Source organism: Bacillus sp. FSL P4-0290 (assembly GCF_037975435.1).
Taxonomy (GTDB): domain Bacteria; phylum Bacillota; class Bacilli; order Bacillales; family Bacillaceae; genus Bacillus; species Bacillus subtilis.
Window position 1 is genome coordinate 1,345,581 of the sequence record NZ_CP150253.1, and the last position, 21,164, is coordinate 1,366,744.

Annotated in this window: 25 protein-coding genes and 3 riboswitches; of the genes, 17 read left to right on the forward strand and 8 right to left on the reverse strand. The window is 45.3% G+C overall.

Annotated elements, in window-relative coordinates; all coding sequences use genetic code 11:
- The first annotated feature begins 87 nt into the window (after window positions 1-87).
- The 9 genes from MKY10_RS07030 to MKY10_RS07070 all read left to right on the forward strand — a co-directional run bounded on the left by MKY10_RS07030 (window position 88) and on the right by MKY10_RS07070 (window position 7,054).
- Window positions 88-819 carry a DUF421 domain-containing protein gene (locus MKY10_RS07030; protein ID WP_015252244.1) on the forward strand — a complete coding sequence of 244 codons (732 nt, stop codon included), beginning with the start codon at window positions 88-90 and terminating at the stop codon, window positions 817-819.
- Between the two features lie 91 nt (window positions 820-910).
- Window positions 911-1,438 (forward strand): DinB family protein, encoded by a 528-nt coding sequence (locus MKY10_RS07035; protein ID WP_003245783.1) that lies wholly within the window; start codon window positions 911-913, stop codon window positions 1,436-1,438.
- The gene (locus MKY10_RS07040; protein ID WP_015252243.1) at window positions 1,428-1,946 is read left to right on the forward strand and encodes a GNAT family N-acetyltransferase; all 519 of its coding nucleotides are present in this window, start codon (window positions 1,428-1,430) and stop codon (window positions 1,944-1,946) included. Before MKY10_RS07035 ends, MKY10_RS07040 begins: the two co-directional genes overlap by 11 nt.
- 32 nt (window positions 1,947-1,978) lie before the next feature.
- A riboswitch (guanidine-I (ykkC/yxkD leader) is annotated at window positions 1,979-2,090 on the forward strand.
- Window positions 2,091-2,167: 77 nt separating this feature from the next.
- Window positions 2,168-2,506, forward strand: coding sequence for a multidrug efflux SMR transporter subunit YkkC (gene ykkC, locus MKY10_RS07045; RefSeq protein ID WP_003232583.1), 339 nt, complete (start codon window positions 2,168-2,170; stop codon window positions 2,504-2,506).
- Entirely contained in the window at window positions 2,506-2,823 is a 318-nt protein-coding gene (ykkD, locus tag MKY10_RS07050; protein WP_015252242.1) for a multidrug efflux SMR transporter subunit YkkD, read from the forward strand. The genes ykkC and ykkD overlap by 1 nt, the downstream gene beginning before the upstream one ends.
- A 70-nt stretch (window positions 2,824-2,893) precedes the next feature.
- Entirely contained in the window at window positions 2,894-3,796 is a 903-nt protein-coding gene (gene purU / locus MKY10_RS07055; protein WP_003245802.1) for a formyltetrahydrofolate deformylase, read from the forward strand.
- A gap of 350 nt (window positions 3,797-4,146) precedes the next feature.
- Window positions 4,147-5,244, forward strand: coding sequence for a glutamate 5-kinase (proB, locus tag MKY10_RS07060; protein WP_014479591.1), 1,098 nt, complete (start codon window positions 4,147-4,149; stop codon window positions 5,242-5,244).
- 11 nt (window positions 5,245-5,255) lie between these two features.
- Window positions 5,256-6,503, forward strand: a complete 1,248-nt coding sequence (proA, locus tag MKY10_RS07065; protein ID WP_014479592.1) for a glutamate-5-semialdehyde dehydrogenase — start codon at window positions 5,256-5,258, stop codon at window positions 6,501-6,503.
- Between the two features lie 125 nt (window positions 6,504-6,628).
- Entirely contained in the window at window positions 6,629-7,054 is a 426-nt protein-coding gene (locus tag MKY10_RS07070) for an organic hydroperoxide resistance protein (protein ID WP_003232574.1), read from the forward strand.
- A gap of 30 nt (window positions 7,055-7,084) precedes the next feature.
- Here MKY10_RS07070 and ohrR read toward each other — a convergent pair whose 3' ends face one another.
- Window positions 7,085-7,528 (reverse strand): organic hydroperoxide resistance transcriptional regulator OhrR, encoded by a 444-nt coding sequence (gene ohrR, locus MKY10_RS07075; protein ID WP_019712470.1) that lies wholly within the window; start codon window positions 7,526-7,528, stop codon window positions 7,085-7,087.
- A 142-nt stretch (window positions 7,529-7,670) separates the two neighbouring features.
- Here ohrR and MKY10_RS07080 point away from each other — a divergent pair, with 142 nt between their 5' ends.
- Window positions 7,671-8,081: an organic hydroperoxide resistance protein gene (locus MKY10_RS07080; RefSeq protein WP_003232570.1), complete on the forward strand. Its 411-nt coding sequence runs from the start codon at window positions 7,671-7,673 to the stop codon at window positions 8,079-8,081.
- A gap of 26 nt (window positions 8,082-8,107) precedes the next feature.
- On the forward strand, window positions 8,108-8,278 hold the full coding sequence (locus MKY10_RS07085) for a hypothetical protein (RefSeq protein WP_003232568.1): 171 nt from the start codon (window positions 8,108-8,110) through the stop codon (window positions 8,276-8,278).
- 49 nt (window positions 8,279-8,327) lie between these two features.
- Here MKY10_RS07085 and guaD read toward each other — a convergent pair whose 3' ends face one another.
- From guaD to isp, 3 genes are all read right to left on the reverse strand, one after another.
- Window positions 8,328-8,798, reverse strand: a complete 471-nt coding sequence (gene guaD, locus MKY10_RS07090; protein WP_003245084.1) for a guanine deaminase — start codon at window positions 8,796-8,798, stop codon at window positions 8,328-8,330.
- 172 nt (window positions 8,799-8,970) lie between these two features.
- Window positions 8,971-11,259, reverse strand: a complete 2,289-nt coding sequence (metE, locus tag MKY10_RS07095) for a 5-methyltetrahydropteroyltriglutamate--homocysteine S-methyltransferase (RefSeq protein WP_003232565.1) — start codon at window positions 11,257-11,259, stop codon at window positions 8,971-8,973.
- A 127-nt stretch (window positions 11,260-11,386) separates the two neighbouring features.
- Window positions 11,387-11,542: riboswitch (SAM riboswitch) on the reverse strand.
- Window positions 11,543-11,674: 132 nt separating this feature from the next.
- Window positions 11,675-12,634, reverse strand: a complete 960-nt coding sequence (gene isp / locus MKY10_RS07100; RefSeq protein ID WP_014479598.1) for a serine protease Isp — start codon at window positions 12,632-12,634, stop codon at window positions 11,675-11,677.
- A 222-nt stretch (window positions 12,635-12,856) separates the two neighbouring features.
- Here isp and rsbRB point away from each other — a divergent pair, with 222 nt between their 5' ends.
- The gene (gene rsbRB / locus MKY10_RS07105) at window positions 12,857-13,690 is read left to right on the forward strand and encodes an RsbT co-antagonist RsbRB (RefSeq protein WP_003232560.1); all 834 of its coding nucleotides are present in this window, start codon (window positions 12,857-12,859) and stop codon (window positions 13,688-13,690) included.
- 30 nt (window positions 13,691-13,720) lie between these two features.
- On the opposite strand, the gene thiX is transcribed toward rsbRB, so the two are convergent.
- Genes thiX through thiU form a run of 4 tightly spaced genes read right to left on the reverse strand, consistent with a single transcriptional unit; the run spans window position 13,721 to window position 17,293 of the window.
- Complete coding sequence (thiX, locus tag MKY10_RS07110) at window positions 13,721-14,485, reverse strand: HMP/thiamine ABC transporter permease ThiX (protein ID WP_015252240.1); 765 nt, start codon at window positions 14,483-14,485, stop codon at window positions 13,721-13,723.
- Entirely contained in the window at window positions 14,460-16,103 is a 1,644-nt protein-coding gene (locus MKY10_RS07115) for an ABC transporter ATP-binding protein (RefSeq protein WP_015252239.1), read from the reverse strand. Before MKY10_RS07115 ends, thiX begins: the two co-directional genes overlap by 26 nt.
- Complete coding sequence (locus MKY10_RS07120) at window positions 16,090-16,689, reverse strand: ECF transporter S component (RefSeq protein WP_015252238.1); 600 nt, start codon at window positions 16,687-16,689, stop codon at window positions 16,090-16,092. Before MKY10_RS07120 ends, MKY10_RS07115 begins: the two co-directional genes overlap by 14 nt.
- Window position 16,690: 1 nt before the next feature.
- Window positions 16,691-17,293 carry an HMP/thiamine ABC transporter substrate-binding protein ThiU gene (gene thiU / locus MKY10_RS07125; RefSeq protein ID WP_114523663.1) on the reverse strand — a complete coding sequence of 201 codons (603 nt, stop codon included), beginning with the start codon at window positions 17,291-17,293 and terminating at the stop codon, window positions 16,691-16,693.
- A gap of 95 nt (window positions 17,294-17,388) precedes the next feature.
- Window positions 17,389-17,501: riboswitch (TPP riboswitch) on the reverse strand.
- A gap of 101 nt (window positions 17,502-17,602) precedes the next feature.
- On the opposite strand from thiU, the gene ykoG reads away from it, so the two are divergent.
- The 5 genes from ykoG (at window position 17,603) to MKY10_RS07150 (ending at window position 21,158) form a co-directional block, all read left to right on the forward strand.
- The gene (gene ykoG, locus MKY10_RS07130) at window positions 17,603-18,289 is read left to right on the forward strand and encodes a two-component system response regulator YkoG (protein WP_003232551.1); all 687 of its coding nucleotides are present in this window, start codon (window positions 17,603-17,605) and stop codon (window positions 18,287-18,289) included.
- 3 nt (window positions 18,290-18,292) lie between these two features.
- Window positions 18,293-19,657, forward strand: coding sequence for a two-component system sensor histidine kinase YkoH (gene ykoH, locus MKY10_RS07135; protein ID WP_015252236.1), 1,365 nt, complete (start codon window positions 18,293-18,295; stop codon window positions 19,655-19,657).
- On the forward strand, window positions 19,654-20,334 hold the full coding sequence (locus MKY10_RS07140; protein ID WP_015252235.1) for a PepSY domain-containing protein: 681 nt from the start codon (window positions 19,654-19,656) through the stop codon (window positions 20,332-20,334). The genes ykoH and MKY10_RS07140 overlap by 4 nt, the downstream gene beginning before the upstream one ends.
- 91 nt (window positions 20,335-20,425) lie before the next feature.
- Window positions 20,426-20,938, forward strand: coding sequence for a PepSY domain-containing protein (locus MKY10_RS07145; RefSeq protein ID WP_014479606.1), 513 nt, complete (start codon window positions 20,426-20,428; stop codon window positions 20,936-20,938).
- 82 nt (window positions 20,939-21,020) lie between these two features.
- The gene (locus MKY10_RS07150; RefSeq protein ID WP_003218541.1) at window positions 21,021-21,158 is read left to right on the forward strand and encodes a transcriptional regulator SplA domain-containing protein; all 138 of its coding nucleotides are present in this window, start codon (window positions 21,021-21,023) and stop codon (window positions 21,156-21,158) included.
- The last annotated feature ends 6 nt before the right edge of the window (window positions 21,159-21,164 follow it).

The following is a 21,164-nucleotide window of genomic DNA, read 5'->3' on the forward strand; positions in this document are numbered from 1 at the left end:
TGCACGTTCGCCTAGACACTGATGCATAGAGGGCCTGCCACGGGGCACAATAGGCTCAATATGACCAGCGGATGGAGGTAAAGATCGGTGTTATGGATGGTATGGGTATTTTTACTGAAGCCAGTTATCGTATTTTCGATTGCATATATTTTGTTTCGGCTTGCCGGTAAAAAAGCTGTGTCACAAATGAACAATTTTGACCTGCTTTTGACCTTCGCAATCGGAACCATTATCAGTGAGCCGATCCTTACATCCAAGCTGCCGATGTCAATTTATTATGCGGGTGCTTTTTTGGTGCTTTATCTTATCATGAGCAAGCTCTCTTTATCTAATAAATGGCGATGGCTCCTAGTCGTGAGCCCGACTGTCCTAATCCGAAACGGGGATATTGATGAACGCGGCCTTCGTAAAGAAAGGCTGACTGTTAATGAGCTGCTCGGAAAGCTGAGGGAAAAGGGCTATGCCGACCCGGCTGACATTGATCTTGCTATCATTGAAGAAACGGGAGAAGTAAGCGTCATCCCGAAAGAGGAAGCGAGAGCGGTGCAGGTGCGGGATTTGAATATGGAAGCTGAACGGAATTTTATCCCGATTCCGCTCATACTGGATGGCGAAATCCTTGATCATAATTTGAAATATCTCCAAAAAAACCGATCCTGGCTGTTTGAGAAGCTTGAGGAAAAAGGGTACAGCCCCAAACTGCTGTCTTCGATTACCCTTGGCACGATGAATGCACGCGGTGATATATCTCTTGATTTAAATACCGCTAATGAACAGCAGCATGATCCTTACTTATATAAACCGGGAAATAACAATTAAGATGGCTCTCTCTTGTAATGAGAGCTTTTTTCTTTTTTAAAGGGAATTTTTGTTTGGTGTCAAATGTACCTAGTTAGGAGGGGAACTGAACATGAAGGACTTATCCATAAGAAACGACATGGCGCCAACGGTCAGTTTGCTGTATTCCGCAGTGGAAGAAAACAGTCTCCGTCTGGCTTCCATCGTAAGCCATATGACACACAGTGAACTTTACTATAAGGGGCGCTGCCAAACAAAAAACAGCACGGCTCAGCTTTTGCACCATATCACAAATGTTGATATCAGATGGGTCTGGCGTATCAAGGAAAATCGGATACCGGACCATATTGAACAGGCATACGGCCCGATGACAGATGAAAGCGGACGGCTGCCTGAACCGGTGAATCAGCCAGACTTAGATGAACTCCTGAAAAGACATCAGCATGTAGTAGAGAAGCTGAAATCGGTATGCTTCACTTTAACTGAAAATGCTTTGAACCAGCCGCTTTCCTTCGAAGGTGACACCGCGACGATACGATGGGGAATTTGGCATATGGCAGATCATAACCGCTATCATCAGGCACATATTGAAGCTCTCAAAAAAGAATGGAAGCAGGATGTGGCGAAGTATGAACGCTAAAACGAAGCTTGTGACTGATCGAATTCGTTTGCGCTGTATGGAAGATCGGGATCAAGCCACTTTGTTTGGGCTGCTTTTTAATGATCCTGATGTCATGACATATTATTCCGGTTTAAAAGATAAGAGGCAAACCCGCGAGTGGGTCAATTGGAACCAGCGAAATGAAAAAGGGTACGGCGTTAGTCTGTGGATCGCCGAAGATAAGCGGACAGGGGAGTTTTTGGGGCAATGCGGCATCGTTCCCCAGCAGATCGAAAATCAAACCGTAATGGAAATTGGCTATATGTTTGCCCGCCGCCACTGGGGGAACGGCTATGCGCAAGAAGCGGCTCGGGCCTGTCTGGACTATGGCTTTAACGAGCGGCAGTTCGGCAAAATGACGGCTTTGATTGATCCGGGTAACAAAGCGTCCATACGGGTAGCGGAGAAAATCGGCATGCATTACAGCAAAACGATCAGAAAATGGAATAAACCGATCGCGGTATATGAAAGAAAATCTTACAATTGAAAGATAGAGCTGAGTTTAGTATCATGATATCATGTAAAGTTTTCTAGGGTTCCGCATGTCAATTGACATGGACTGGTCCGAGAGAAAACACATACGCGTAAATAGAAGCGCGTATGCACACGGAGGGAAAAAAGCCCGGGAGAGTCAATCTCATGTGAGACGACTGTCCGGGGTTTTTTTGTTTTCGGAGAATCTTAATAGATAGAAAGGAATGACTCAAAATGAAATGGGGATTGGTCGTGCTTGCCGCTGTTTTCGAGGTTGTTTGGGTGATAGGCTTAAAGCACGCTGACTCAGCCTTAACATGGAGCGGCACTGCCATCGGCATCATATTCAGCTTTTACCTTCTAATGAAGGCGACTCACAGTCTGCCTGTTGGTACCGTGTATGCCGTCTTTACCGGGCTCGGCACAGCGGGAACAGTACTTAGTGAAATCGTTCTTTTTCATGAACCGGTTGGATGGCCGAAGCTATTGTTAATTGGTGTGCTCTTAATCGGTGTAATCGGGTTGAAGCTTGTGACACAGGATGAGACAGAGGAAAAAGGAGGCGAGGCATAATGCTGCACTGGATCAGTTTATTGTGCGCGGGCTGTTTAGAAATGGCCGGCGTGGCCCTTATGAATCAATATGCGAAAGAAAAAAGCGTGAAATGGGTGCTGTTGATCATTGTTGGTTTTGCCGCTTCATTTTCCTTGCTGTCGTACGCAATGGAAACCATTCCGATGGGAACGGCTTACGCGGTCTGGACAGGAATTGGCACCGCCGGCGGGGCGCTTATCGGCATCCTCTTTTACAAGGAGCAGAAAGACGCCAAACGGATCTTCTTTATCGCGTTGATTTTATGCTCAGCAGTTGGTTTAAAAATTCTGTCATAAATTGATTTTTATCAAATCTTCAGTATAATGGATAAATAGTTTAGACTTACAAAGATAAGAGGGATTATTCATGAAATCATATATGACTCAGCGGTTGGACGAATACCGTGACGGAAATGAGGATAAAGGGCGGCTCTTGGTCAGCTGCCCCGATCAGCCGGGTATCGTCTCTGCAGTTTCCGCGTTTTTATTTGAACACGGTGCCAATATTATAGAATCAAATCAATATACGACAGACCCTGAAGGCGGCCGGTTCTTCCTGAGAATCGAATTCGACTGCGCAGGCATTCGTGAAAAAAAATCATCACTTCAGGCAGCGTTTGCCTCTGTTGCGGAAAAATTCGACATGACATGGAGCTTAACTTTGGCGAGCGAACTGAAGCGTGTCGCCATTTTCGTTTCAAAGGAGCTCCACTGCCTGCATGAGCTGATTTGGGAATGGCAAACCGGCAACCTGATGGCGGAGATCGCTGTTGTCATCAGTAACCATGAGGAAGCGAGAGAGCTGGTTGAGCGCCTGAACATTCCATTCCACTATATGAAAGCGAACAAAGACATCAGAGCGGAAGTCGAAAAGAAGCAGCTTGAACTGCTGGAGCAGTACGATGTTGATGTCATCGTTCTCGCACGCTATATGCAGATTCTAACTCCTGATTTTGTTTCGGCTCATCCGAATCGCATCATCAATATCCACCATTCATTCCTGCCAGCTTTTATCGGTGCGAATCCGTACAAACGGGCCTACGAGCGCGGCGTGAAACTGATCGGTGCGACATCTCATTATGTGACAAACGATCTTGATGAAGGGCCGATCATTGAACAGGATATTGAGCGTGTGGACCACCGCGATAATGCGGAAGCGCTGAAAAACATCGGAAGAACAATTGAGCGCAGCGTGCTTGCCCGTGCTGTGAAATGGCATTTGGAAGACCGTGTCATCGTTCATGAAAATAAAACAATCGTCTTTAACTAGACTGCAAGAGGCCCGCGCAATGCGGGCTATTTTTGATGACAAAAAACCTTGACAAGTGTCTTTTTTCTTTGCATAATATAAAAAAATCATTGAGCGTTGAAGAGGATTAGTAAGCAGACCTTTCTGTGACAGAGAGCAAAATGAATCGCTGAAACATTTTGCCGCATGAAACCTGCCGAACCTGCCTTGGAGTCCTAGGGGGAAAACCTAGGCGCATAACCTGGCGTTACAGGAGAGCGGAGCGTGCACAAGCGCGTTCAATCAAGGTGGTACCACGGAAACCCATTTCGTCCTTATGAATCAGGATGAAATGGGTTTTTTTATTGTAGAAGAGCCGCGGAGGAGAATAAATGAAAAAACAAAGAATAGTAGTGAAAATAGGAAGCAGTTCGCTCACGAATAGCAAAGGAAGCATTGATGAGGCAAAAATCAGAGAGCATGTTCAGGCGATTTCCGTGTTAAAAAAAGCGGGGCATGAAATGATTCTGATTACCTCGGGTGCCGTAGCGGCGGGGTTTTCCAGCCTCGGTTATCCGTCCCGTCCCGTTACCATCAAAGGAAAACAGGCGGCGGCCGCGGTCGGACAAACACTGTTAATGCAGCAATATATGAATCAATTTAAACAATACTCATTAACTCCGGGACAAATCCTTTTAACGAGAAATGATTTTTCGAAAAGAGAACGGTACCGAAACGCGTATGCTACGATAATGGAATTATTGGAACGCGGCGTCATTCCGATTATCAACGAGAACGATTCTACATCTGTTGAAGAATTGACATTCGGAGATAATGATATGCTTTCTGCGTTAGTCAGCGGATTGATTCACGCGGACCAGCTCATGATTCTCACCGACATTAACGGACTGTATGATGCCAATCCAAATGAAAATCCTGAGGCGAAACGATTTGATTATTTGCCGGAGATCACGCCTGAATTGCTTGGATATGCAGGTTCAGCTGGATCAAAGGTCGGCACCGGCGGAATGAAATCAAAGCTGTTAGCCGCACAAACCGCGCTGTCTCTGGGAGTGAAAGTATTCATTGGAACAGGCAGCGGAGAGCAAAAACTTGCGGACATTTTGGACGGCAGGGGAGACGGCACTTATATCGGAGACAAAGAACTATCTTCGGTTAACAACACAAGGCAGTGGATTCAGTTCCACTCGCCGATATCGGGAGAAATTATCATTGATGCGGGTGCCGAGGAGGCGATGATCCATAATGGAAGCAGCCTTTTGCCCGCTGGCGTTGTGGGTGTGAACGGAAGCTTTCCGAAAGGGGCGGTTGTGGAAGTCAGGGGACCGGGCGGCGTGATCGGCAAAGGCCAAACTCATTACTCCTCCGAGGAGATTATGGAGGCTAAAGGCAAACGCAGTGACGAACTTGATTTTGAGAAAACGTTTGAGGTTATTCATAGGAATGACTGGGTCAATGTAAAAGACTAGGAGGCGGAAAAATGAGTGAAGTTTCTGTAAAAGCGAAGCTGGCGAAAGAAGCAGCAGCCGAAATGATCATGAAAACAACAGCCGAGAAGGATGAGGCGCTCAGCCTCATTGCAAACGGACTCCGCAAAGAACTGGATTTTCTCTTGGCGGAGAATGCAAAAGACATTGTGAACGGAAAAGAGAATGGTTTAACACCGGACATCATTGACCGTCTCACATTGGATGAGAAACGTATACGCGATATCGCGGACGCGGTGGAGCTCTTAATCGACTTAGCGGACCCAATCGGCGACTCTCTTGAAACGATTGAAAAAGAAAACGGCCTGTTTATTGAAAAAATCCGTGTGCCGCTCGGTGTCGTAGGAATGATTTATGAGGCGAGGCCAAACGTCACAGTTGATGCGGCTACCCTTTGCCTGAAGACAGGGAACGCGGTTGTGCTGCGGGGAAGCTCCTCAGCCATCCACAGCAACAAAGCGCTCGTCAGTGTCATTCACAGAGCACTTGAGCAATCAGCGCTTCCGATTCACGCTGTGCAGCTGATTGAGGATACAAGCAGAGAGACAGCAAAAGAGCTCTTTACGTTAAATGATGGCTTAGACGTATTGATTCCGCGCGGAGGCAAGAAACTGATTGATCTCGTTGTGAGAGAATCAACAGTTCCTGTATTAGAAACGGGAGCAGGAAACTGCCACATATTCATTGACGAAACAGCCAAACCGCAAATGGCAGAAAAGGTTGTCGTAAATGCCAAAACGCAACGCCCTTCCGTATGCAACGCGATTGAATCATTGCTGATTCACAAGGCTTGGGCAAGACAGCACGGGAAAGAATTGCTGGACCAGCTGGAAAACGCGGGAGTTGAAATTCGCGGTGATGAATTGGTGTGTGAACTTCATCCTTCAAGCAAACAAGCATCAAAAGAAGATTGGGAAACCGAATTTTTAGCGCCTGTCCTCAGTGTAAAGACGGTTGAAAACGTCCAAGAAGCTGTGAAGCATATCCAACAATACGGCACCAATCATTCAGAAGCGATTTTAACTGAAAATGACAAAAACGCGGCATATTTTCAAACGGCTGTCGATGCTGCCGCGGTCTATCATAACGCGTCAACCCGCTTTACCGACGGCTTTGAATTCGGCTACGGAGCCGAAATCGGTATCAGCACGCAAAAGCTTCATGCAAGAGGACCGATGGGGCTTCCTGCACTGACTTCTACAAAATACATCATTAAAGGAACTGGGCAAATCCGTGAATAGCGGGGTAATGTTCAATGAAAAAGCTTATCTCATTACGAGATAAGCTTTTTTATACGCGAAAAATTGACATTTCAAATTTAATTGTTTACAATTAAATTGCATAAAATATATTGGGGGAATGAAAAATGAGTCAGCCATTATTTACAGCAACTGTTTCAGCGGTAGGAGGAAGAGAAGGAAAGGTCATTTCATCAGACCGCGTTCTTGAGCTTGATGTCGCAATGCCGGGGACACCGAGAGCCAAGAAATTAGAAAAAGCGACAAATCCAGAGCAGCTGTTTGCAGCAGGTTATGCAGCTTGCTTTGACAGCGCCCTGCAGCTTGTCGCAAGAACAGAACGGGTAAAAGTAGAGACAGAGGTTACAGCGAATGTAAGCCTGTTAAAGGATGAAGCGGACCAGGGCTACAAGCTTGGTGTGACGCTGCAAGTAAAAGGAGAAGGAGTCAGTGCATCAGAATTGGAGGCGCTTGTGAAAAAAGCGCACGGCGTCTGCCCGTACTCAAAAGCAACCTCCGGAAATATTGATGTGACACTTGAAGTTGCTGAATAAATAAAAAGAGGATGCCTGTACAAGGCATCCTCAATTTTTTTGATGAAGTGTTTCCAGCAATGTATATAGAGCGGATTTTAACTGTTTGAGATCCTCCCCAGACTGCTTTGAGAGCCCCAGAATTGTCTCTGGAATGTCAACCGCTTTTTCTTTTAATAACGCTCCGGCCTCTGTCAGGCTGATCAACACGGACCGCTCATCCTCTTCAGATCTTTTTCTCGTAATCAAACCCTGTTGTTCCATTCGTTTAAGCATCGGAGTGAGCGTCCCTGAATCTAAATACAGCTGTTCGCCCATTTTTTTGACAGTAAGCGTTTCATGTTCCCATAACAATAGCAAAGCCAAATATTGAGGGTATGTTATATTCAGCTTATCAAGCAGCGGCTTGTATTGCTTTGTCATTTCCCGCGAACTCGCATATAGCAAAAAACAAAGCTGATTCTCCAATTTCATATGATCAAATTTATTTTCCATTTTGTTCACCAACTCTTTTTTGTCATTCGATTCTATTGTATCTGAAAAACCTCACTTTTCCTATTCTCGGCAAACATAGCATGTTTAAAAAGATCAGAAAGGGAAATATAACAACTAGATACAAATAAGGAGGTTGGGAAATATGGCACTATTTACAGCAAAAGTAACCGCGCGAGGCGGACGAGCAGGACATATTACATCAGATGACGGTGTTCTTGATTTTGATATTGTCATGCCAAATGCCAAAAAAGAAGGACAAACCGGCACAAATCCGGAACAGCTCTTTGCGGCAGGGTATGCTGCATGCTTCGGCGGCGCGCTCGAACACGTAGCCAAAGAGCAGAATATCGAAATTGATTCGGAGATTGAAGGGCAGGTCAGCCTCATGAAGGATGAGAGCGACGGCGGGTTTAAAATCGGTGTCACACTTGTTGTGAACACGAAAGATTTAGATCGGGAAAAGGCACAAGAGCTTGTCAACGCCGCTCATGAATTCTGTCCTTACTCAAAGGCAACCAGAGGAAATGTTGATGTAAAACTAGAATTAAAATAATGACCGGCATCCTGAGGATTCTCAGGATGTTTTTTGGTGTCGGACATGCGGGGCGGGCACAGATTTATGATAAAACGTCAGAGAAGCGTTTGAAGCATGCCTTTAAACCAAAAGTTACAGATGAAGCGGGTGGCTGGCACGGTGTCTGCCGTGCTGAATTGCGCGTATATGCTGTTTTGTATTTGCACAGGGCATAGCGGCTACTTGGAGAAATAACAAGGACCAGGCCGCGCATGCCTGATCCTTTTAATATTCTTTCTTATTGGCGAAGTTCCGCCATGCTTGAAACGGGGATAAATGCTCTGTTAGTGTCACTTGATAAAAGGGGATCGTTCTTTCTTCAGCAGGTTTATCAATTTCTTTATAAATGAATGAATCATCAAACCCGGCTTCGGCAGCGTCTGTGTGCTCAGCTGCATAGAAAACGGCTTTAGGCCGGGCCCAGTAGATGGCGCCCAAGCACATTGGGCATGGTTCACAGCTCGTATACAAAATGCAGTCATCAAGCTGGTAGGCTCCTAGCACCTTACAGGCTTTCCGAATAGCTGTGACTTCCGCGTGGGCAGTCGGATCATTGCTTGTTGTGACGTTGTTCTGTCCCTCTGCGATAATGGCTCCGTCTTTCACGATAACGGCTCCAAAAGGCCCGCCGATTCCTGCATTCACTCCTTCACATGCGAGAGTGACAGCCCGTTTTAAGAACGTTTCATGATTCATCCCAATCCCTCCTGTCAATAGAGTGTTATTAGTATAGCCGAAAAGAATGCAAAGAACATTCTTAAAAAAGTGCAAAATAAACAAAGTATTTGGGGGATTTGCTAAATAAGAAACCGATTGTGGCTGTATTATAGAAAAAAACCATCTGCCAAATGCAGATGGTTTTTTCAAATTATACTAGCTGTGTCTGCTGTGCTCTTGCCTGTTTTGCAGCTTCAACCATGTTTTTCAATGCTGCAACCGTTTCTTCCTGCTGTCTTGTTTTCAATCCGCAGTCCGGATTTACCCAGAAGCGGTCAGTCGGACAGACGGCAAGCGCATCAACGATAATATTGTACATTTCTTCAGTTGACGGCACACGAGGGCTGTGAATGTCATATACACCAAGGCCAAGCCCTTTCAAATACGGGTGGTTTTTTAAGTAATCTAAAAATCCTCCGTGGCTTCTGCTATGTTCGATTGTAATCACATCGGCATCAAGATCATTGATTGTATCAACGATATCTTCGAAGTTGCTGTAGCACATATGTGTATGAATTTGTGTCTCGTTTTTCACGGAAGAAGTGGTTAATCTGAAAGCTTCTGCCGCCCAAGTCAAATACTCATCCCAATCGCGGGTTTTCAATGGAAGGCCTTCACGCAGCGCTGGTTCATCGACTTGAATGATTTGAATGCCTGCGTCTTCAAGCGCTTTAACTTCTTTGCGAAGGGCAAGCCCGATTTGGAAGGCGATTTCTTTCCTCGAGATGTCGTTTCGAGGGAAAGACCAGTTTAAGATTGTAACCGGGCCCGTCAGCATTCCTTTCACATGCTTGGAAGTCAATGACTGTGCGTAGACTGTGTCTTTCACTGTCATCGGTTCAATAAATTCAACATCTCCGTAAATGACTGGCGGGCGGACACAGCGTGAGCCGTATGATTGAACCCAGGCATATTTAGTGAAGGCGAAACCGGCCAGCTTTTCACCGAAGTATTCGACCATGTCTGTCCGTTCAAATTCGCCGTGAACAAGGACATCAAGCTCCAATTCTTCCTGAATATCAATCCATCTTTTTGTTTCCGCATTGATAAAGTTTTGATACTGTTCATCGGACCACTCAGCTTTCCGCCATTTTTGGCGTGCGCTCCGCACTTCAGCAGACTGCGGGAAGCTTCCGATCGTTGTCGTCGGCAAAAGCGGAAGGCCGAGAGATTCATTTTGCAGGGCTAAACGTTCTTCAAACGGAATCGGGCGCTTGAAGTCTTTATCGGTTAATTGCTCAAGCTCTTTCTTTTGTTCGGAATTGGCGCCTGTTGCAAACTGTTTAAGCGCCTGGATATCAGCCTTAGCCTGCTGAATCTCTTCGCTGATCGCCGCTTTTCCTGATACTAAGCCTTCTTTCAAAGCTGTCAGCTCGGCCAGCTTTTCTTTTGCGTAGGATAATCCGTTCAATAGGTCTTTTTCCAAATGCTCATCAGGGTGTTTCGCTACTGGAACATGTAGCAGGCTGCTGGAAGGCTGAATCCACAGTTCATCAACTTTTGCAATGCTGAGAATATCAAGAACGGCATCGAGACGCTCTTCAAGGTCCGCTTTCCAAATGTTGCGTCCGTCGATAACGCCGGCTGCCAGCACTTTGTCTGTCGGAAAGCCATGTGTTTTAAGCTGTTCCAGGTTTCTGCCTTTGTCGTGAACGAAATCAAGGCCAATTCCCTGAACCGGGTAAGAGATCAGCTCTTCATAAGCATCAACAGAATCAAAATACGTCTGCAAAAGCACATTCAAGGATGAAAGCTCACTTGTAATGCTTTCAAATAATTCTTTTGCACCGCGGACATCTTCACTAGAGGCGGTAACGAGCGCCGGCTCATCGATTTGAACCCATTTTACGCCTTCTTCTTCAAGCTCTTTCAAAAGCTGTACATATAATGGCACAAGGCGTTTTTGGATCGCTTTTGCTTCAGACGGTTCATAGCCTTTAGCAAGCGTAACGAACGTATAAGGGCCGACAATCACAGGCTTTGTTTCCACACCGTATTCCTGTTTGATCCGGCGATAATCTTCGAGTTGCTTGTTTCTTGTCAGACGGAACTCAATGCTCTCGTCATATTCCGGAACGATGTAATGGTAATTTGTATTAAACCATTTTGTCATTTCACTAGATACGGCGTCTTTGATTCCGCGGGCGATAGCGAAGTATGTATCGGTAGCGTCAGTCAAATGTCTAAAACGTTTCGGAATCCAGTTGAAGCTGACTGCTGTGTCGAGTACATGGTCATACTGTGTGAAATCAGAAACAGGCACAACATCAATCTGCTGGTCAATTTGTGTTTTTACTGCGGATAAAAATAGTTCGTCGATTTGCTTCAAAAACGTATCTTTATCAGTACTGCCTTTCCAATACGCTTCAAGTGCTTTTTTCCATTCCCGGTTCAGTCCGATTCTCGGAAATCCTAAATTCGATGTTTTGATGGTTGTCATTGTTTCTCCTCCTTTATATGTAAAACACTCTCTTTAACCCGCGGATACAGGCTGCTAAGAGGTTTTCTCACAACAAAAAGCCTCTTTCCCATGAGAGAAAGAGGCTTTTCTACGTAAAACACTGCCTCTCTCATCTCTCAGACACAATCTGATGGAATTAGCACCGTGCCTTATGAGACATCAGTCTCGGCGCGAAAAGCAGTGCGCCCCATTTCACAATGGTATTACGGTCGGTTGCTGTTGGGGTCAAAAGGCCAATCCCTCGCCCAACTCTCGATAAGAGAAAATGTTATTAATTTTTTGAAAAGTTGAATCATTTGTTGGTAATCTTAACAGTAATTCAAATTCATTGTCAACATAGAATTTGAAATTTTTATTTACATGATGTGGTGTATATTATATAAGAAAAATAATCTTATAGGGTCAACAAATGTGATTGCTCTGCTTTTTCTGCGAGCTCATCAGGAGCTGTTAAATACAGGAATCCATTGCCTGCCAGCGTTTTTGCAATATCAAGAGGAAGTGTCCTGCGGATTAGCTGTGCGAAAACCTCAGATTCAGAAAGCTTTCTTTGAAATGATTCTTCTTCATAGCTTTTGATTAAAGCAAGCGCACCGCTGACATGAGGGGCAGCCATTGAAGTGCCGGTCAGCTTACCGTACTTCTTGTTGGGAAGGGTGGATAAGATGTTTTCTCCTGGTGCCACAAGGTCAATCTCTTTATTCGCGTTAGAAAATTCTGATAATTCTCGCGCTACTGAAACAGATCCAACTGCAATGACTTCGTTATAAGCTGCGGGGTAGGAAAGCTCTTCTGTGCGTTCGTCGCCGTCACCTTCATTTCCCGCTGCACAAACGACAAGCACTCCGTTTTTCACTGCGTTTTTCACTGCTTCTTCCAGCTCTGGCACATCGCTTGGCCCTCCAAGGGACATTGAGATGATGTCGACTTTCTGTTCCACCGCGTAGTTGATGCCGTTAATTATCCATTCGTATTGTCCGCTGCCATTCTCGCCGCCAAGAACCTTCACAATCAATAGGCTTGCCTCAGGCGCGACTCCGGCAATGCCTCCGTTTGAATCATTAGCTGCAATTGTTCCGGCGACGTGTGTGCCGTGTCCGTTGTAGTCGGAAATCGCATCTTCCTTGCCGCCGTCGTCATCCGTGAAGTTCTTTCCGCCGATGATTTGATTTTTTAAATCAGGGTGGCTTGTGTCGCAGCCCGTGTCTAATACAGCAACTTTAATATTTTTGCCTTTTACCCCTTTTGCCCACATTTCTGGCGCCTTAATCACTTTAATGCCCTCAGGAAGCTCGTTTACATCCATGATCTGCTCATTCGTCACATACGGGATCAAGCGGATTTCACCATTCATAAAAAAGCCCTCCTTTTTTATGCTTGCAAGTGGATTCAAGGGTGTTGTCTCATATTATATGAAAAAAACAAGCGCTCGGACAGAGCCATTTGAAGCATTTTGAAAAAATAGGATACACACCAAAGAATTAGTAATTTTCAAAATATTGGGTGGCTTCGGCGTGTATGACTGGGATTCAACTGTAAGTCAAGTTATAATAGTGTTGGGGAAAGGAGCAGTGTCATGAAACTGAATGAAAAATTATATGCATTTTTTTCAGAGCATGTGGAACAAATGGCCGAGGAATGGATTGAAACGATGGAGGAAAGTGATCCGAATTCGCTTTACGCCCTACATAATGCAACAGTAACGGAAGAATTGAAAGAGCAGGACAGAGAATTTTACCGGCATCTGAATTACATGTATGTTTTACCGGAAAAACAATTTCTCGAAGAGTTTCAAGAGTGGGTCATTGAGCTGACCAACGATCAAAAACATCTCGACACACCGGTTCAGTATGTCATTCGGGAGTTTATGAGAAACAGGAGATTATATACGAAGTATTTTGAGAAGTTCGCAGAAGAAAATGAGTCAGCGTTTGAACCGGGAGAGAAGCAAAAATGGGCAGATTTGATTGTAAAAGTATTTGATTTCACCATTTATACATTCGTTGATCACGCTGAAATGAATGCCAAGCAGCAATTAAACGCCCAAAGAGAAATGATATTGGAATTAAGCTCACCTGTCATTACCCTGAGCAAATCAACAGCTCTGCTGCCACTTGTCGGTGACATTGATACCGAACGGGCGAAGTTTATTCTGGAAAACACGCTTCAAGCTTGTGCGAAAAGACGTGTGGAGCATCTGTTAATCGATCTGTCAGGTGTTGTTGTGGTGGATACGATGGTGGCGCACCAGATCTTTAAATTGATTGAGGCGCTTAATCTGATCGGTGTCCGGTCAACCCTGTCAGGAATCAGGCCTGAAATTGCGCAAACTGCTGTACAGCTGGGGATTGACTTTTCGAATATTACCATTAAAACCAACCTTGCCCAAGCATTAAACTATCATCAATAAAAAAATCCGCTATCTGTGATAGCGGATTTTTTATGATGCGAAACATAAAGATACGAGAAAGGATCCCGCGAATAATAAGAGGACGAGGCAAAAGAACACCCAGTCGTGCCGGTTCACGCTCAATGTCCTGTAGTATGTCCGGTTTCTGCTTCCTGTAAATCCTTTCGATTCCATTGCAAGCGCTGTCCGTTCCGCTTTTCTGATGGCGCTTGCCAATAGGGGTATGGTATATCGTTTTAACGCACTGATTTTATTAATGATGCCGCTCTCCGCCGCTCCTCCTCTGATTTTATGAGCCTGCTGAATCAGCTGGACCTCATCCTTTAACAGCGGAAGAAAGCGAAAGCCTGCAATGACACCGTACGCGAGCTTTGGTGAGAGCCTGCACTGCTGGACAAGGCTCAGCATAAATAAAATCGGATCGGTTGTAAAAACAAACATCATCGATAAGGCGGAAAAGCATAAAATACGAAACCCAAGGGAGATGCCGACAGACACATTATCGCTGTTAATTGAGATAGGGCCTGCTTGAAACAAAAAATTATCCGGTGTTGTCGGCACCTTTCCAAAAACTGCGGCTGTCCACACGCACCCGAATGCTAAAATCAAAAACGGAATCGTAAACAACAACCATTTTTTCAATGGGATTCCGGCCGCCAGTAGAACGCCCGCAACGATGATGATATAAAAACATGCCGGAGTGTAAGGGTTGTAAATAAACGACAGCATGACGACACAACAAAAAACCGCCGCCGCTTTCACAGTCGGATTAATGAGATGTAACGGCTGCTTCATCACGCACCTCCTCTTGATATGCCATCCATTCATATAGAAGGGGAAGGGTGAGCTTTGCTTTTTGGACAAGCCCTGTTTCTTGAGAAAACAACTGCGCTGGAGATCCGTCAAAGGCCAGGCCCGTATCGTGAAGCACAAGCACGCTGTCAGCATACGAAGAGACTAGCTCCATATCGTGTGTAATCATAAGGACAGCGGTTCCCTCTGCCTTGATACGCTGAATCATTTCCATGCATTCAGCCGCCGTGCGGGCATCCTGGCCAAAGGTTGGTTCGTCTAATAATAAAACCTTTACGTCATGCATGAGCATAGTAGCTACGCTCAGTCGCCGTTTTTGCCCTTGGCTGATCGCAAACGGATGATGATCAGCCAAATGCTCAAGACCAAAACGCTGCAGCAGGTGTTGCGCTTTTTTCTCAGTTTCAGCATTTGCTTTCTGGCCGAACAGAAGCTCGTCATACACCGTATCGGTGACGAATTGATGCTCAGGGTTTTGAAAAACAAATCCCATCCGTTTACGCAATTCTTTTTCTTTATATTTCTGCAGCGGCTGGTCATAAAGAAGGATTTTGCCGCTTTGCGGTTTCATGAGACGGGCCAGAACTGATAAGAGCGTCGATTTTCCAGTGCCGTTCGGACCGACAAGCGCCGTTAAAGAGCCTCCGCGCAACGAAAAGCTGATGTCTTTGAAAATCGTCTGCTGTCCTCTCGCGAACGAAAGGCTGCTGACTTCAAGCACACTCTCCCCAGAAGGGGCTTTCTTCTTTTTGACACGCCCGGCAGGAATAGGCTCTTTGAACAGCATCTCTTTTGATAAAGTAAACGGCATACTCAGCTTTTCCTGCAGATGACAGACCTTTGGAATGGCGATGCCCAATTTCTTTAGTGTCTCCGCTTCATGCTGAAATAGATTTTTCGTCAGGCCATCCAGCGCCTTTTTGCCTGATTTGTCGAGTACGATCGTTCTCTCAATCCAAGGCGCCCATTCATCAAGCTGGTGCTCAATGACGAGGAGGCTGAAACCTTTTTCCCGCTGAAGATCCTTCATCAGATGAACGAACTCCCGCGCTGAGAAAGGGTCTAAAAGAGAGGTCGGCTCATCTAAAATAATAAGCTCAGGCTCCATCGCCAAAATACAGGCGAGAGCCACTTTCTGCTTTTGTCCTCCTGAAAGGGTTGAGATCGTTTTTTCTTTTAAATGGGTAATGCGTAATTTTTCTAATACGGCGTTGATTTTCTCTGTCATTGCTTCTTTTGGAATTTGCAGATTTTCCAGCCCGAACGCAATTTCGTCCTCCACCGTCAGCATGCAGAACTGCTGATCAGGATCCTGAAAAACGACCCCGGCATGCTGAGCAATCGTTTCGGAGGTTTCAGCATCTGTGACCGGCTTTTGAAATAGAAAGACATGTCCGGACTGAATGCCGTCGCAAGCCTCCGGATATAGACCGTTTAAACAAAGGGCGAGCGAGCTTTTACCGCACCCGCTCGGTCCTAATAATAAAACACATTCTCCTTTTTGAAGCTCAAACGAAATGTCTTGAAAAACCGGTTTCTCGTCTTCTTCATAAGAGAAGCTGAGCTGCTCAACCGTCAGAAGCTCATCAAAGGCTTGCATGTTCTGACGCCCGCTTCCGTTTCTTTTTCAGTTCCTTTCCGAGTGCCATTCCGTTTAACACACCTGTATAAGCGAGAGAGTTGCTGACAGCTTTTCCGAGAAGCCCCGCCAAAAGCGCGCCGGAAATGAGACGGATCACAAGCATAATGAGCAGATAACCTGGTGAATAGGCTGCATAGCCAGAAACAAAGAGATCATAGATAAAGCTGGCTACTGAAGACCCCATACCGGCCAGCATAAGGACAGGGAGAGAGTATGCTTTCCAGCGTGTTGCAAGAAATACAGCCTCAGCCCCGAGCCCTTGAACAATGCCAATGACGATGACCATCGGGCCAGACGGATTTCCCAGCAGGCACTCAACGAGAGCGGCAATGATTTCAGAAACGAGCGCCGCACCCGGTTTTCGAATCATGTACGCGGCGATCACAGAAACGATAAACCAAATGCCGTAAATCGGTTCATAGGCGATTGGCCCAAACATACCTGCAAGCACGTTTCCGAAATGTGTAAATAATAAATAAACAACGGCAAATACGATACTGATAACGGACATGATGACAATTTCTTTTACTTTCCAGCTTTTCATTTTATCCCTGCTTTCTGTTTTTTCTTGATGGACTGTTAGCCGAAAGATTCACAGTCATGGTGATGTGGTTTGTTTGCTGCTCAGCCATGCGGAAAACGGCTTCCAATGTGCTGAATACGTCATGCGCATCCCCGTCAAGCTCGCTCGCGTAATGGACACCCTGTACGAAAGTGCCTTGGGCTTTTGCAATGTCGACAGCCTTCATAATCAATCCCATATAATCCGGCTCGTTCATTGGATAAAGGGCAAATTGGCACGGCGCTTCCGCCTTCAAGCCTCGGACAGCATCTTCATTGACACGCTTATCACCTTTGGAAAGATATGTATCCCCCTGTGTGTCACCCGGGCATCCAATGGAAAACGTGCCGTTCATGACGATGTGTTGTTCGCTGTTTGCTGCATGAAGGTAAATGGCTTTTGCAACATCGAATACATGATCAATCGATCCGCGTAACACCGTGCTGATATGGTCGGTTTTCGTCCATACCTTGGATGTATCTGTTTTTTTCAGCGCAGACTTGATCACACTGATAAAATCATCCGTCATCGGATATAAAGAGAAGCGAAAACCGGCGATTCTGCTTGTACCGCAAATATGCTCCATTTCTCCGACCTCCTGTTTTTTTGGTAAAATAAAAAACTGCATATCCTAAGGGAATATGCAGTCATAGATCGATTAAGCGCACAAAAAATACACCATTCGGTCAACCTGCACTTCCCCACGCTGGTATTATCCAGATCGGGTCATAAGGGATCAAAGCGCGTTTCTTTCGCGCTTTATCTCAGCCAAAACAGCACCCCTAGTGCTTTCCGTATACAATTTTTTATTTTGACATCATAATAGATGATAAGAATCATTTTGTAAACAACGAAATCATTTTTTTCAAATAGGGACGGGAGAGGATGATCAAATTTGGAAAAAGGACACATATTAATTGTGGAAGATGAAGAAAAAATCGCCAGGGTTCTTCAGCTTGAATTGGAATATGAAGGATACAGCGTCACGATCAAACACAATGGCACAGAAGGTCTGGATGCGGCAGCGGAGGGCGGGTATTCCTTGGTGCTTCTTGATGTCATGCTTCCGGGGCTTAGCGGACTGGAAGTGCTGCGCCGCTTGAGAAAAACGGATTCGCAGACACCGGTCATATTATTAACGGCGCGAGACAGTATTCCTGATAAGGTAACAGGTCTGGACATCGGTGCAAATGACTATGTCACCAAGCCGTTTGAAATCGAGGAATTGCTTGCGAGAATCAGGGCGGCGCTGCGACAAAATGGAACAAAAACTGAAGATATCGGCACCTTTCTTACATATGACGATTTGCGGGTGAACGAAAAAACCCGTGAAGTGAGACGCGGAGACAAAGAGGTGGAATTAACGCCGCGGGAATTTGATCTGCTCGTCTATATGCTAAAGCATCCGCAGCAAGTGCTGACACGGGAGCAAATTCTAAGCTCGGTATGGGGATTTGATTATATCGGTGATACCAATGTCGTGGACGTCTACATAAGATACATCAGAAAAAAACTGGACTATCCTTACGAAAAACAGCTGATCCATACGATTCGCGGGGTCGGCTATGCCATTAAGGGGTAAACGATGAAGCTGAAGACCAAGATTCATCTATACACTTCGCTATCACTGTTGATTTTATTAATTTTGGTTCATACCGCAGTATATCTCATTTTTTCGTCTGCGCTGACATCAAAGGATGCGGCCCGGCTTGCTGATGAGACGGATAACATTGCCGAAGCGCTGCGTGCCGCTGAAACAGAAGGAGTGGCTTTGCAGGATATGCTGCAGGCCTATCTTCCGGCAAATGGCATGGTGCGTGTAGTGAATGGTGATCAAAAAGCCGTTATGACGATCACAAAAGAAAAAGCCTATAAAGATTTTCCTCTCTCTTTTCATAGCGGAGAAACGGCAGATGTGAGGAAACATGACGGCAAGCTGTTTGCCGAGGCTGCTGTTCCGGTGATTTGGACCGATGGACAAGTGGTTTCTCTTCAGCTGGTTGAAAGGCTTGAGAACACAGAAGAGAGTCTGTTTCTGTTGAAAATCATCTTAATCGCTGCAAGTGCTGCTGTCTGCATTGCTTCTTTTTTTGCAGGCAGCTTGCTAGCCCGCCGAATCATCAATCCGATCAGACGATTAATGATCACAATGAAAGACATACAGCGAGACAAAGAATTTAAAACGATTTCTTTAGAAGGACAGTCCAACGATGAATTGTATCAAATGGGGCTGACATTTAATGAAATGGCAATGATGCTGAAGGAGCACTATGATAAACAGCAGCAATTTGTTCAAGATGCTTCACACGAATTGAAAACGCCGCTCACCATTATAGAAAGCTACAGCAGCCTGATGAAGCGGTGGGGTGCAAAAAAGCCGGAGGTGCTTGAGGAGTCGATAGAAGCCATTCACTCAGAAGCGGTGCATATGAAAAAACTGACCAATCAGCTTTTGGCGCTGGCCAAAAGTCATCAAGAGCTTGAGCTTGATCTGAAAACAATCGATCTGATTGAAGCGGCGCGGGCGGTTATGCAAACGCTCCAGTCCGTTTATCAGCGTGACATATTGCTTGAAACAGATAAAGAGAGCCTGCTTGTAAAGGCTGATGAAGAACGCATCAAGCAGCTGTTGACCATTTTGCTTGATAATGCAATAAAGTATAGTGAAAAGCCTATTGAGATGTCAGCCGGAACGAGGAATGGACGGCCGTTTCTATCAGTGAGGGATGAAGGCATCGGAATACCTGAGGAGCATATCCCGCATTTGTTCGAACGGTTCTACCGGGCAGATGAGGCACGAAACAGAAAAACAGGAGGAACGGGTTTAGGCCTTTCCATTGCCAAGCAAATCGCCGATGAGCATGGCATTGAGCTGTCTGTCAAAAGCAAGCCGGGACGAGGAACAGCTGTCACCATGCAATTCAGCGAACAGAATGGGGGAGGCCGATGACTAAAACAATAAAAACAGTATCTTTTGCTGCAGTAGCCATTTTAGTTGTCATCATCTGTACGTTTCTCATCATTCGGCAAACCCATGAGAACGTATTGTCAAAGGAGACTGTCGTAAAAAAAGTCGAAGCCTCTTATGAAGGCAAGGTCACGAAAGCAACACAATCAAAGGATAAAAAAACATATGATATAACGCTTGAAAATCAAAAGGGAACTTACTTTGTAAAAGCAGACGCAATATCGGCTGACATTCTTTCAATGAATAGAGTAAAAGCAGTGAATCCATCTGCCATGACAGAAAAAGAAGCCGAGCATCTCGCGCTTGAGCGGGTGCCGGGAACGGTCAAAAAACAAACACGACAAAGTCGAGTTGCCACTTATACCATACAAAAAGAAGATGGAAAAACATACGAAGTGAAGGTAGACATGCAGGCAAAAACAGTCTTGTCTGCCGATCAAATCAGCAGCAAAGATCAACAAAAAACGCCGATTACGAAAAAAGAAGCCAAAACAATTGCAGAGCGAAAAACGGGCGGAACAGCGGATGACGCAGATCTCGAAGAAAGTGAGGGCACTCTCATCTTTGAAGTGGACGTTGATCTTCCTGATAATAAGGAAGCGACAGTGAAAATCAATGCCTACACAGGAAAGGTAGCTAACATTGTGTATGAAGACTGACGGTTTCTCATCAAATTCTCATCTTGCTCTCGTTTTCCTTTCATGTTGAGTGTGTAAACTGTACTCATACAAAACAAAGGAGGACTCACAAATGCTCAAGAAAAAATGGATGGTCGGTCTTTTAGCAGGGTGCCTAGCGGCCGGAGGATTCAGCTACAACGCGTTTGCCAAAGAAAACAATGAAAACAGACAGGCTTCTTCTAAGACGGATGCACTCACTGAACAAGAAGCAGAAGCAATTGCTAAAACAGTTGTTGACGGCACAGTAGAAGACATTGACAGAGACCTTTACAACGGTAAAGAAGTCTATGAAGTGGAGATTGAAAAAGAAGGTGAAGACTACGACGTTTATGTAGATATTCATACAAAACAAGCGCTTAATGACCCGTTAAAGGAGAAAGCAGAACAAGTCGCCATAACCAAAGAAGAAGCTGAAGAAATTGCTTTAAAGCAAACAGGTGGAACCGTAACAGAAAGTAAGCTTGACGAAGATGACGGTGCTTACATCTATGAAATGGAAATCCAAACGAAACAAGGAACTGAGACAGAATTTGAAATTTCCGCAAAAGATGGACGCATTATCAAACAGGAGATAGATGACTAATCAAAACCCCCGCTGCAGCGGGGGTTTTTCATGATAAGAAACCTTCTTTTGGACAATCTAAGTAGAAAAGGAGGCGAAACGCATGGAAAAGAAAGAGGAGCAATACATCAATCAGGCTGAATATGTCCCTCATCCGACGAAGGAAGGAGAGTACGCCTTATTTCTTCATGAAACGTATCATTTGCTTTCTGAAGATGACGAGACACAAACAACAGAATAAGGGCTT

Bases quoted from the DNA above. Each gene is read 5' to 3' on its own strand.
- MKY10_RS07035 (WP_003245783.1), top strand. From the start codon at position 911: ATGAAGGACTTATCCATAAGAAACGACATGGCGCCAACGGTCAGTTTG.
- MKY10_RS07040 (WP_015252243.1), top strand. From the start codon at position 1,428: ATGAACGCTAAAACGAAGCTTGTGACTGATCGAATTCGTTTGCGCTGT.
- ykkC (WP_003232583.1), top strand. From the start codon at position 2,168: ATGAAATGGGGATTGGTCGTGCTTGCCGCTGTTTTCGAGGTTGTTTGG.
- ykkD (WP_015252242.1), top strand. From the start codon at position 2,506: ATGCTGCACTGGATCAGTTTATTGTGCGCGGGCTGTTTAGAAATGGCC.
- purU (WP_003245802.1), top strand. From the start codon at position 2,894: ATGAAATCATATATGACTCAGCGGTTGGACGAATACCGTGACGGAAAT.
- proB (WP_014479591.1), top strand. From the start codon at position 4,147: ATGAAAAAACAAAGAATAGTAGTGAAAATAGGAAGCAGTTCGCTCACG.
- proA (WP_014479592.1), top strand. From the start codon at position 5,256: ATGAGTGAAGTTTCTGTAAAAGCGAAGCTGGCGAAAGAAGCAGCAGCC.
- MKY10_RS07070 (WP_003232574.1), top strand. From the start codon at position 6,629: ATGAGTCAGCCATTATTTACAGCAACTGTTTCAGCGGTAGGAGGAAGA.
- ohrR (WP_019712470.1), bottom strand. From the start codon at position 7,528: ATGGAAAATAAATTTGATCATATGAAATTGGAGAATCAGCTTTGTTTT.
- MKY10_RS07080 (WP_003232570.1), top strand. From the start codon at position 7,671: ATGGCACTATTTACAGCAAAAGTAACCGCGCGAGGCGGACGAGCAGGA.
- MKY10_RS07085 (WP_003232568.1), top strand. From the start codon at position 8,108: ATGTTTTTTGGTGTCGGACATGCGGGGCGGGCACAGATTTATGATAAA.
- guaD (WP_003245084.1), bottom strand. From the start codon at position 8,798: ATGAATCATGAAACGTTCTTAAAACGGGCTGTCACTCTCGCATGTGAA.
- metE (WP_003232565.1), bottom strand. From the start codon at position 11,259: ATGACAACCATCAAAACATCGAATTTAGGATTTCCGAGAATCGGACTG.
- isp (WP_014479598.1), bottom strand. From the start codon at position 12,634: ATGAATGGTGAAATCCGCTTGATCCCGTATGTGACGAATGAGCAGATC.
- rsbRB (WP_003232560.1), top strand. From the start codon at position 12,857: ATGAAACTGAATGAAAAATTATATGCATTTTTTTCAGAGCATGTGGAA.
- thiX (WP_015252240.1), bottom strand. From the start codon at position 14,485: ATGAAGCAGCCGTTACATCTCATTAATCCGACTGTGAAAGCGGCGGCG.
- MKY10_RS07115 (WP_015252239.1), bottom strand. From the start codon at position 16,103: ATGCAAGCCTTTGATGAGCTTCTGACGGTTGAGCAGCTCAGCTTCTCT.
- MKY10_RS07120 (WP_015252238.1), bottom strand. From the start codon at position 16,689: ATGAAAAGCTGGAAAGTAAAAGAAATTGTCATCATGTCCGTTATCAGT.
- thiU (WP_114523663.1), bottom strand. From the start codon at position 17,293: ATGGAGCATATTTGCGGTACAAGCAGAATCGCCGGTTTTCGCTTCTCT.
- ykoH (WP_015252236.1), top strand. From the start codon at position 18,293: ATGAAGCTGAAGACCAAGATTCATCTATACACTTCGCTATCACTGTTG.
- MKY10_RS07140 (WP_015252235.1), top strand. From the start codon at position 19,654: ATGACTAAAACAATAAAAACAGTATCTTTTGCTGCAGTAGCCATTTTA.
- MKY10_RS07145 (WP_014479606.1), top strand. From the start codon at position 20,426: ATGCTCAAGAAAAAATGGATGGTCGGTCTTTTAGCAGGGTGCCTAGCG.
- MKY10_RS07150 (WP_003218541.1), top strand. From the start codon at position 21,021: ATGGAAAAGAAAGAGGAGCAATACATCAATCAGGCTGAATATGTCCCT.